This is a genomic window from Sulfurimonas sp. (assembly GCF_032250635.1).
Lineage (GTDB): Bacteria > Campylobacterota > Campylobacteria > Campylobacterales > Sulfurimonadaceae > Sulfurimonas.
Map to the genome: position 1 here is coordinate 1 of NZ_JAVVFL010000072.1, position 9,591 is coordinate 9,591.

The window sequence follows — 9,591 nt, forward strand, 5'->3', positions numbered from 1 at the left end:
TATCTTAAATGGGTAGATGAGAATGCAAATCTTTTCTAAAGATACGTTTTTTAGAAAAGATTAAAAAGAGGGAGAGGGATTTTATTCTTCTCCCTTTTTGCATTTATATCAATCCTTCATTATTTAAGCTTATAAGAATAATATTGTAATATAATATATTATAAAATAAAACTTGAGGATTGTTCTTAATCTTCAAATTTTATTTTTTATATACAAAGGACTTTCATAATGAATAAAAGTTTGACAAAAGCAAGAGTGTTTGCTACTTTAGCTTTATTAATCCTAACCTTATCTTTTACACTTCCAATGCTGGCATTTCACGGGGTGTTAAATCAAATAGAAAACTCCAAAGAGGGTGAGATCTCATCTTTTAGTAAAACAGTTTGGAATTTTTATAATCAAGGGCGATACAAAAGTGTCAGTACGCCACAAGAAGCGCACAATGACTTAGAAAAAATGATAGCTACTACAGCGGAAATAGGTCCTGCTTCAATGCCTATTTGGGCAGTTTCGCTTGAAGCGCCAAACTATCCTAAAGATGCTTTTCCAGAAGGCATTCCCGTATTTTTTCATTTTGACGGTTACAGCGGAGAAGTTCATGAAATGAATACTATCAACCACTATGTAGGAATGGATCCTATGTGGGTTGGCGGAACTATTGAGAGGGAGATAGGCATATACGCTCTTTTAGCGCTATCTTTGGGAATAATATATTTTATACTTTACAACTCTAGGATTTTAATTTATTTTATGCTGGTTCCGGCATCCCTTCCGCTCCTCTTTATTGCTGATTATTCATTTTGGCTCTATTGGTTTGGGCATAATCTGCATGATTGGGGAATGTTCAAAATCAAACCTTTTATGCCAACGGTTTTCGGGGACGGAAAGATTGCACAATTCGTAACACACTCTTATCCGTCAATCGGTTTTTATCTTATTTTAGCAATCGGTCTGCTAAGCTTACTTGCATTTTTTGCAAAACAAAAAGCTCTTAAGGGAATAAATAACCAACATGCTTAAGCTTTTTTTCGCTTTATTGACTCTATTTCTGCCATTGTTAAGCGCAAATGTACTGCAAAAAGCAATTGATGATGCGCCTGTTGGTTCTATCTTAAAGCTTCCTGCTGGAATCTACAAGGGCAGTGTTATTATAAATAAACCTTTGACAATCATAGGAAAAGAAGATGGCGTAGTCATTGACGGTGAAGGCAAAGGAACTGTGATAACCATAAAAAGTTCTTATGTAACACTTAAAAATTTAAGGATTACGGGAAGTGGAGACAGGCATGAAAACGTTGATGCTGCCATCACTATCTCTGAAGCAAAACAGTGTGAAGTAAGCAACTGCGCCATAGATGATTGCCTTTTTGGAATTGATATGCAGATGGTTAGCAACTCTATCGTCTCCAACAATACCATAACATCAAAAGATTTTGATCTAGGGTTAAAAGGAGACGGTTTAAGACTATGGTACAGCCACGACAACATCATAAGAAAAAACTCGCTTATTCGCTCTCGCGACATGGTTGTCTGGTACAGTCACGGAAATCTTATAGAGGAGAATATCGGTGAGTATTGCAGGTATTCGCTGCACTTTATGTATGCCGGCAAAAATTATGTGAAAAACAATAGCTACAAATACAACTCGGTAGGAATATTTTTTATGTACTCCAAAGATACCGTAGCAACGGGCAATTTCATAAAAAGTTCTTTGGGCACTACCGGAATGGGCATAGGTTTAAAAGAGGTAACCAACTTTACCATAAAAGACAACACGATTTTGTACTGTGCTCAGGGAATCTATATTGACAGATCCCCATTTGAGCCTGATACAAACAACTGGATAGAGAACAACAAAATATTGTACAACTCACAAGCACTTCATTTCCACTCTTTAAGTGAAGACAACATTATTAAGAACAACGTAGTAATGGGAAATATTGAAGATGTTGTCAACGATGGCAGATCAAGCAGAACTTACAATAATGAGATTAGCCAGAATTACTGGGATAACTACGAGGGCTTTGACAAGAATGGCGACAACATAGGCGATACCCCGCATAAAGTCTATAGATATGCGGATCAGCTTTGGATTCACAACCCGGATGTTAAGTTTTTCTACGGCTCGCCCGTTATCTCTTTGCTAAATTTTTTAGCAAAACTGGCACCATTTACAAAGCCGCTTTTTTTATTTGAAGATGCAGAACCCATAGTTAAGATAGAAGGATAAATTTTGGAAAAAGTTAAGACAGATAAAAGAGAATTTATAAAATACTCTACTTTAGGAGTACTAGGACTTGTTTTAGGCGGGGGCATGGTATTTAGCCCTTATATCTTAAGAGCAGAAAACAGATTGAGACCACCGGGAGCCGTAGATGAAAAAAAATTTTTAGCGCTCTGTATCAAGTGTGGGCAATGTCTTCAGGTCTGCCCTTACCACTCTATAAAACTTTCAGATTTTCTAAGCGGGCATGGTGTGGGAACACCCTACATTGACGCAGACGAGAGAGGTTGCTATGCTTGTAGCGCGGTACCTTGTGTTCTTGCATGCCCAAGCGGAGCGCTTGATCATCATACTGAAAAACCAGAAGATATCAAGATGGGAATTGCCGTATTGGAATTTCCGGACACCTGTCTTGCTATGACAAATACTCCTATACCAAAGGGGTACAATAAGCAAATGCACAAATTTACAAATAGTGTTGTAAATATTCACGAACTTGAAGTAGAACTTCTTGAAAAATTTGATACTTTTGAAGATAAGCAGTGTACTCTATGCGCCGACATGTGCCCTATTCCAAATCCTATGAGTGCTATAGCTATAGTAAGTGACAGCGGCGGAGGCAAGAGACCTGAAATCTATGACGGATGTATAGGATGCGGTGCGTGTCAAGAAGTTTGCCCAACAACAATAGCATCAATTGTAGTCAAACCAAGAGTGACTTATGAAGAGTACTACTTAAACAAAAAATAAGGCCATAAAATGAAAAATTGTAATTTAAAATCAAAATCTAAAAGTTTATTCTATATCGGCGGTGTTTTGTTCCTTGCCCTTTTTACAGGTTGCAGCCAAGAGAGCGATAAAAAAGAGAGTGCAAATGCACAATCTCCAAAAACAGCTGCTTTGCAGAGTATTGAAGTTGTTGAAAATAAAAATGCTCTCGCTGTTAAAGTTGAAGAAAAAGAACATGATAAAAACCAGAGTAAATCCTACTACTATGACTACAACATACAGAGTGAATATGATCTAAATGCAATGCCTGCAAATAAAGATGCCTCTGTGAGAACAAAACCAAGAAGTGCCGTAGACGCAAACATATATGTTAGAAGCCCTTATGAAAGCATACAAGTTTCAATGCTTGTAAAACAATTAAGCAAAGAGTTTATCGTCAAATGCTCTGCTTGTCATAATGACTATGCAAACGGTGTTATCGGTCCCTCTCTTCTTGGAAAAGACTCTGAGTATATTTTTAATAAGATCGCAGAGTTTAAAAAAGACTCATCTAAAAATGTATTGATGAACGGTCTTATCAGCCAGATGGATGATGAAGAGATAAGAAGACTCTCCGATGAAATATACGAATTTAACAAGATGATAAAAGAGATGAGGAGATGAGCATGAAAAATACAATAGCGGCAATAGCAACAATCTTAGTATTTGCTCTAATGGCATGGACTCTCTCAAAAGGGGGAGCTTACCATGGCGGCGAACATGCCAAAGGCATAGGAAGCTTTGCAGATGCGACTACCACAACACAAGCAGCACCCTCAGAAAAAAGTGATGAAGAAAAAGAGACGGATCAGCTAAGGGCACTTAAAGACAAAGCCGGAAATATAGGAGCCATAAAAGTAAGTATGGAGTACAAAAGTAAATGTGCTGCATGTCATGGAGCAAATGGCTCTGGAGAGCAAGACGGAAGAAAACTTATGGGGCCAAAACTTTATGGACAAAGTGCCGATAAAATTTACAAAGATTTAACTGATTTTAAAGCCAACAGAAAAGAGAACGTGATTATGAGAGGATTGCTCATTAACACCAGCGAAGAGGAACTAAGAAAGTTTGCAGATGAAATCGGAGAATTTCCCTCACGCGCAGCTGAGACTAATAAATAGTGTCTAACAACTAGCCGAAAAAATGGAGCTTTAAATGGATAAATATAATAGTAGAGAGACGATTAAACACTCTTCGTTTTGGTCAACATTTTTTGACAGAACAAAAGATGGTAAAAAAAAGTTTAGTTACAGGATGAAGAGATGGATTTTAATCATTTCCATTCACCTGCTCTTTTTTCTATCTTTTCATGTAGATATTCAGATGCTGGAGGGAACGCTGAGCGGTTCAAGATTTCTAGGTTTTCATCTTATAGATATTTTTACTACAATAGAGCTTTTTCTAGCTACGTTCGAGCTGCCTGTAAATATGATAATAGGCACCGCGACAATTGCTGTTTTTTATCTTCTTGTCGGCGGAAGAAGCTACTGCGCATGGGTTTGTCCATATGGCATACTAAGCGAAATCGGCGAAAAATGGCATGACACTCTTGTGAATAAAAAAATTATTAAAGAGAGAAAGTTTGATCACAGAGTCAGACATATATTTTGGGCTATATTTTTGAGTCTCTCTTTAGTTAGCGGCTATTTGGTGTTTGAGACATTTAACGTTGTTGGAATTTTAAGCCGCATGATTGCATATGGATGGAGTTTGGCACTTCTATGGGTTGTAGTGGTTTTGGCTTTTGAGGTTTTTTACTCCCGAAGAGCTTGGTGTACCTACATCTGCCCGATTGGAACCACATACGGTTACCTAGGGAAAATCTCAGCACTCAGAGTTGAGTGGAATGACAACTGCGACCACTGTATGGTTTGCCATGATGTATGTTTTGAAAATCAGGTGTTAGAGATTACAAAAGCAAAATATGACAAACAAAGAGAAGAAAAAGGTATAACAAGAGAGTATATTACAGGTGCAGACTGTACGCTTTGCGGAAGATGTATTGATGTTTGCCATACAGATGCGCTAAACTTTGATTTTAGACTTAAGAGCCTGGTGTAAAAAATGATAACTATTTCAAACCTTACAAAAAAATTCGGCGAGCATATATCTCTTGATAGTGTGAGTTGTGAGTTCAATAAAAATGATTCTATAGCACTAATGGGTGCTAACGGTGCGGGAAAAACAACCCTTATCCGCGCAATTCTCGGATACTACCATCCCGATTCAGGAAAAGTTCTTATAGATGGTTTTTGCCCCATTAAAGAGAGAGTAAAGGTGCTGCAAAATGTCAGTTTTGTACCGCAGCTTCCCCCTCCTATAAAATTAAATATTCAAGAACTGATGCAGTATGTCTGCATGAGCACCGATATAGACAAAGAGCTCATCGAACACTACTCAAACGAGATGAAGCTTGATATCAAAGCAAATCTTTACAAATCATTTTTTAAACTAAGCGGTGGCATGAAGCAAAAACTGCTTATTGCCATCAGTTTAGCCAAAAAAAGCAGCGTCATCATATATGACGAGCCTACTGCAAATCTTGACCCAAAGGCGAGAGATGACTTCTATAGACTTTTACAAGAAAATGAAGATGAAAAAATTCTTCTTTTTGTTACTCATAGAGTAGAAGAGGTTCAAGGATTGGTAAACAGGCAAATATATATGGACATGGGAAAAGTAGTGACAGATGAAAGACTCTAAATTTTTATTTTTTATCTCCAATTTTTTACTTCTTTTGTTTATATCAGGCTGCAATTCATCAAGTGCTCTCTCATCTAAAGATAGTGGCGACGAACACAAAGAGGTCTGTCCAAAATGCAGCATGGAGCTTCCTGCATCAAATATTTATACGGCAAAGCTTCAAGTACAAAACAAAAACTACGGTTTTGATGATATTGGATGTCTGGTTCTTTGGAGCCAAGAAAAAAGCATAAACATGCACAAAGCAGAGGTTTTTACGAACGATACACAAAGATACATAAATATGTCAAAAGCATACTTTAGTTTCAATGAAAACACCCCCATGAGTTATGGATTTGGCGCGTATGAACTTGAAAAAGAGAACACTATAAAAATAGATGAGGTTAAACTCAGAATACTCAGAGGCGAACATATGGGAAATCCAAAAATTAGAAAACAGATACTCGAACACTAAAGGATTGATTTGAAAAATTTATATTTAATCGCATATCTAGATCTAAAAGAGTCTATAAGAGCCAAATGGTTTTTGGTATACTCTCTTGTATTTGGAGGCTTAATTGCCCTCTTTTTTATAGCAGGAGTGACGGAATCTCAGGTTATGGGATTTAGCGGACTGAGCAGACTTCTGCTTATGTATATTCAAATTACGATAGTTATACTTCCTATATTTATACTCATAACCACGGTTCGTTCCATCTCGGGCGACAGAGACAACCATATACTTGAGTATATGCTCTCGTTTCCTATTTCGCTAAGGCAGTACTACTGGGGCAAAATCATCGGAAGGTTTATCACTGTATATCTTCCTGTTCTTTTTGCTATGATTATTGCTATTATTTTCGGTTTTATAAAAGGTGCGGCAATTCCGTGGAGTATCTTCTTTTTATATACAGGGCTGCTATTCTCACTCTCAAGCGCTTTTTTAGGTATAGCATTTTTCATCTCTTCGTTTGTGAAATCATCTGAAGTTGCTCTTGGAATCTCATTCTTTGTCTGGATATTTCTGCTCGCTTTTATAGACATAGCGCTTATCTCGCTTATGATGCAGCAAAGGCTGAATGAAGAACTAATCATATTTATCGCTATGATTAACCCCATGGAACTCTTCAGGGTAGCTGCTATATCTCTTTTTGATCCCGAACTTACCGTTATGGGACCTGTTGCTTTTTATATACTTGACCTTATGAGTCAGAGCGTGTTTCTTCTTGTATCCATCGGCTATCCCCTCCTCTTGGGGCTGGCTTTTGCTTACGGCGGTTTTAAAATATTTGAAAAAAAAGATTTGGTTTAAAAGGAGTTTTTATGTATAAAAAAATATTCGCATCACTGGTCATTGCTTTATCTCTCTTGCCTATTTCAAGCTTGAGCGCAAACGACTCTTACAAGATGGATTTTGATAAAGAGAGCACATGTGTAGTAAGAAAAATGAAGGTGTATGAAGCACCCATGTGGGTTTGTAAAATAGAGCTAACAAACAACAAAAAACTTTTCTTTTCATCTCCAAAGTCAATGATGGAGTTTTATCTACAGCCCGGCAGATGGTTTGATATCGGTGTCAAAAGCGAGGAAGATTTTAAAGAAATTTTAGTTACCGATTTTGACACACTCAAGCCCATAAATGCCAAAGGTGCTTTTTTTGTCTACGGAAGCAATGTGATTTCACCTGCAGGCGATGATTTGGTACCGTTTGCAACATATGAAGCAGCCAATAATTTTGCTTCTAAACACAACGGCAAAAGAGTATTTGCTTTCAACCAAATATCAGCCGCTCTAATTAGACTGCTCAACGGAAGCCTCTGATAGAGTGCGTAGTAACACTCTATTAACAAAAAGTTGACATCTAATTCATACTAAGCACATATGCTTATAACAAGAGATTTAGTATTAAAGCCCGCTATAGTGTAAAATGAGAAAGATTATATTAGCGTGTTTATTGACTTTGTCGTTATGGGGTGCAGAGAGTAATGTCTATAAGGTGAGCTACAACGCTCCTGTTGATAAAAAGTTCTAGACAATATTCTTGCAAAGCTCAAGCAAGAGATGCTTGTTACAGGAGAGTTAATTGCCGGGCTAGCCCGGCAATCTTGTAGGAGAAAGATTAAGAGTTAGAAGTTGTATGCTACAACAGCACGGTAGTGATTTTGTCTTCTTTCTGTAATGCCTGCAGCTAAATCACCATTATATTCGCTTACACGTCTTGAGTTAAATACTCTGAAGAACCAGTTTTTATTTGGTTTGTAGTTAAACGCGATATCTACCTCATAAGCATCATCGGTAGCTATTGCAGCACCTCCGTAGCTTGGTGTATCAGACTGACCATACTCAGCATAATCAACCACAAATCTCAAGCCCTTCATTATAATGTAGTGACCGCCGACTTTGTAAGCCTCAACATCATCTCTGTATGCGTTACGAGAGAAAATTGTGCTCGTATATGCAGGATTGGCTCCCCACGCATTGAAGTAGCCTTTTTCTAGTGCAGCAGTATCTTCATCACCTGATTTGTTTGCTGCAGCATAAACACCCCACTTCTTGCCCTCTAACGCTATTTTTGCACCAAGCATACTGAAATCTTTTTCACCCGCAAGTGCATCACCCACATCTTTTTGCATTAAGTATTGAGCGTTTAGTTTTACAGCCATATCTTCAGTAACAGGAATGTTGTATCCTAATTCAGCATAGTAGTCATTTGCTATATCATCAGAGTGGTAAACCCAAAGATCGGCTTTTAAGTTTTTTACGCCTGTATATGTTGCGCCGACAACCGTACGACCGTTTGTCTTTTCACCAACGCCGGAAATCTCACCAATATTGTAAAATTTTGCTTGCTCTATTGTTCCACCTTGCTGAACAAACTTTACTGCAGAACCACCTGTTGTTGTAGCTTCGCCAATTAATCCAAAATCAGTCGCAGCACGGGAGCCCATAGACATTCTAGTGATCTGACCTGCCGTTAAACGAAGACCATCAATTATATTTGTTCCCAGCATATATGCCTCATAGAAGTTTGGCATAAGAGATGTTTGTATCTTTGTAAGCGGCGTATCAAGTGTTTGGCGCCCAAACTTCGCATCAAAATATTTGTGTTTGTAGGAGATATACAATTCGCCCATAAGGCTTTTTGAATCACCGTTTGTATCAACCACTAATCCGCCTGCTGGCTTACCGCCGTCATCCGGCGTCCAGTCAGTCAAACCTGCATCGCCATTCGCATACATTCCAACGCCTACTTTAAGACCATCAACTATAGTATCCGGCGTCTCATACTTTAGCTTGACCAAATAGCCGCTACCTTCACTTGGTGCCCAGCCGTTTTTCTCGTCATCTATTACAGTCATTGCTTTGAACGTCAAATCAAGCGTTCCGCCTCTATAACCATCGATTACAACATCTGCCGCCTGAAGCATTGCTCCGCCTGCTAAAGCTGCCACTAGGGACAATTTTATAGCTTTTTTCATTCTTAACCCTTTTTTTTAGAATTTTATCTGTTCACAAAGAAATAACCCGTCCATCTTTGGAAGCGTTAAATCAAGGATAATAAGGTCAAAAGTTGTTTTTTTAAGATGCTCTACTACGGTTGTAGGGTCAGAGTTTACCTCAACTGTTATCCCACAGTTTTGAAGATAATCAGATATAAGCTCTGCCAGTATCTCATCATCTTCAACCATTAATACTCGTACATCTTCTTGTACCATTTATACTACCCGCATATTTATTTATTTAAGGGTGTATTCTACATAAATATAAGAAAAACTTACTTAAAAAAACTTATGTCACACACTAAAACGAACTCGTCCGTTTTAGCGGCAGTGACTAAAGTCCCTACAACCCCCTAAAGCTATGAAAAACCTTGTTTTTCGAGAATTACAAGGTGTTTTACGAACTTTTTTACAAAA

Annotated in this window: 12 protein-coding genes; 10 read left to right on the plus strand and 2 right to left on the minus strand. The window is 38.0% G+C overall.

Annotated elements, in window-relative coordinates; genetic code table 11:
• The first annotated feature begins 228 nt into the window (after window positions 1–228).
• From RQ763_RS05775 to RQ763_RS05820, 10 genes are read left to right on the plus strand one after another with little or no spacing between them, the layout of a single operon-like run.
• Window positions 229–1,020: a cytochrome C gene (locus RQ763_RS05775; protein ID WP_314151708.1), complete on the plus strand. Its 792-nt coding sequence runs from the start codon at window positions 229–231 to the stop codon at window positions 1,018–1,020.
• The gene (locus tag RQ763_RS05780) at window positions 1,013–2,230 is read left to right on the plus strand and encodes a nitrous oxide reductase family maturation protein NosD (RefSeq protein WP_314151709.1); all 1,218 of its coding nucleotides are present in this window, start codon (window positions 1,013–1,015) and stop codon (window positions 2,228–2,230) included. The genes RQ763_RS05775 and RQ763_RS05780 overlap by 8 nt, the downstream gene beginning before the upstream one ends.
• 3 nt (window positions 2,231–2,233) lie before the next feature.
• On the plus strand, window positions 2,234–2,974 hold the full coding sequence (locus RQ763_RS05785; protein ID WP_314151710.1) for a 4Fe-4S dicluster domain-containing protein: 741 nt from the start codon (window positions 2,234–2,236) through the stop codon (window positions 2,972–2,974).
• Window positions 2,975–2,983: 9 nt separating this feature from the next.
• Complete coding sequence (locus RQ763_RS05790) at window positions 2,984–3,616, plus strand: hypothetical protein (protein ID WP_314151711.1); 633 nt, start codon at window positions 2,984–2,986, stop codon at window positions 3,614–3,616.
• Between the two features lie 2 nt (window positions 3,617–3,618).
• Entirely contained in the window at window positions 3,619–4,113 is a 495-nt protein-coding gene (locus RQ763_RS05795; protein WP_314151712.1) for a c-type cytochrome, read from the plus strand.
• Window positions 4,114–4,147: 34 nt separating this feature from the next.
• Window positions 4,148–5,053 carry a NapH/MauN family ferredoxin-type protein gene (locus RQ763_RS05800; RefSeq protein ID WP_314151713.1) on the plus strand — a complete coding sequence of 302 codons (906 nt, stop codon included), beginning with the start codon at window positions 4,148–4,150 and terminating at the stop codon, window positions 5,051–5,053.
• Between the two features lie 3 nt (window positions 5,054–5,056).
• Complete coding sequence (locus RQ763_RS05805) at window positions 5,057–5,695, plus strand: ABC transporter ATP-binding protein (protein WP_314151714.1); 639 nt, start codon at window positions 5,057–5,059, stop codon at window positions 5,693–5,695.
• Window positions 5,682–6,149, plus strand: a complete 468-nt coding sequence (locus RQ763_RS05810; protein ID WP_314151715.1) for a hypothetical protein — start codon at window positions 5,682–5,684, stop codon at window positions 6,147–6,149. The genes RQ763_RS05805 and RQ763_RS05810 overlap by 14 nt, the downstream gene beginning before the upstream one ends.
• A gap of 9 nt (window positions 6,150–6,158) precedes the next feature.
• On the plus strand, window positions 6,159–6,986 hold the full coding sequence (locus tag RQ763_RS05815; protein WP_314151716.1) for an ABC transporter permease: 828 nt from the start codon (window positions 6,159–6,161) through the stop codon (window positions 6,984–6,986).
• An 11-nt stretch (window positions 6,987–6,997) separates the two neighbouring features.
• Window positions 6,998–7,495 carry a nitrous oxide reductase accessory protein NosL gene (locus RQ763_RS05820; RefSeq protein WP_314151717.1) on the plus strand — a complete coding sequence of 166 codons (498 nt, stop codon included), beginning with the start codon at window positions 6,998–7,000 and terminating at the stop codon, window positions 7,493–7,495.
• A 305-nt stretch (window positions 7,496–7,800) separates the two neighbouring features.
• Here RQ763_RS05820 and RQ763_RS05825 read toward each other — a convergent pair whose 3' ends face one another.
• Both RQ763_RS05825 and RQ763_RS05830 read right to left on the minus strand, forming a co-directional pair.
• Window positions 7,801–9,153: an OprD family outer membrane porin gene (locus tag RQ763_RS05825; protein WP_314151718.1), complete on the minus strand. Its 1,353-nt coding sequence runs from the start codon at window positions 9,151–9,153 to the stop codon at window positions 7,801–7,803.
• A gap of 15 nt (window positions 9,154–9,168) precedes the next feature.
• Window positions 9,169–9,390: a response regulator transcription factor gene (locus RQ763_RS05830; RefSeq protein ID WP_314151719.1), complete on the minus strand. Its 222-nt coding sequence runs from the start codon at window positions 9,388–9,390 to the stop codon at window positions 9,169–9,171.
• Window positions 9,391–9,591 lie beyond the last annotated feature (201 nt).

What these genes read in the sequence shown, in the direction of transcription:
- RQ763_RS05790 (WP_314151711.1), top strand. Translation starts at nt 2,984, where the DNA reads ATGAAAAATTGTAATTTAAAATCAAAATCTAAAAGTTTATTCTATATC.
- RQ763_RS05800 (WP_314151713.1), top strand. Translation starts at nt 4,148, where the DNA reads ATGGATAAATATAATAGTAGAGAGACGATTAAACACTCTTCGTTTTGG.
- RQ763_RS05830 (WP_314151719.1), bottom strand. Translation starts at nt 9,390, where the DNA reads ATGGTACAAGAAGATGTACGAGTATTAATGGTTGAAGATGATGAGATA.
- RQ763_RS05820 (WP_314151717.1), top strand. Translation starts at nt 6,998, where the DNA reads ATGTATAAAAAAATATTCGCATCACTGGTCATTGCTTTATCTCTCTTG.
- RQ763_RS05825 (WP_314151718.1), bottom strand. Translation starts at nt 9,153, where the DNA reads ATGAAAAAAGCTATAAAATTGTCCCTAGTGGCAGCTTTAGCAGGCGGA.
- RQ763_RS05775 (WP_314151708.1), top strand. Translation starts at nt 229, where the DNA reads ATGAATAAAAGTTTGACAAAAGCAAGAGTGTTTGCTACTTTAGCTTTA.
- RQ763_RS05795 (WP_314151712.1), top strand. Translation starts at nt 3,619, where the DNA reads ATGAAAAATACAATAGCGGCAATAGCAACAATCTTAGTATTTGCTCTA.
- RQ763_RS05780 (WP_314151709.1), top strand. Translation starts at nt 1,013, where the DNA reads ATGCTTAAGCTTTTTTTCGCTTTATTGACTCTATTTCTGCCATTGTTA.
- RQ763_RS05805 (WP_314151714.1), top strand. Translation starts at nt 5,057, where the DNA reads ATGATAACTATTTCAAACCTTACAAAAAAATTCGGCGAGCATATATCT.
- RQ763_RS05810 (WP_314151715.1), top strand. Translation starts at nt 5,682, where the DNA reads ATGAAAGACTCTAAATTTTTATTTTTTATCTCCAATTTTTTACTTCTT.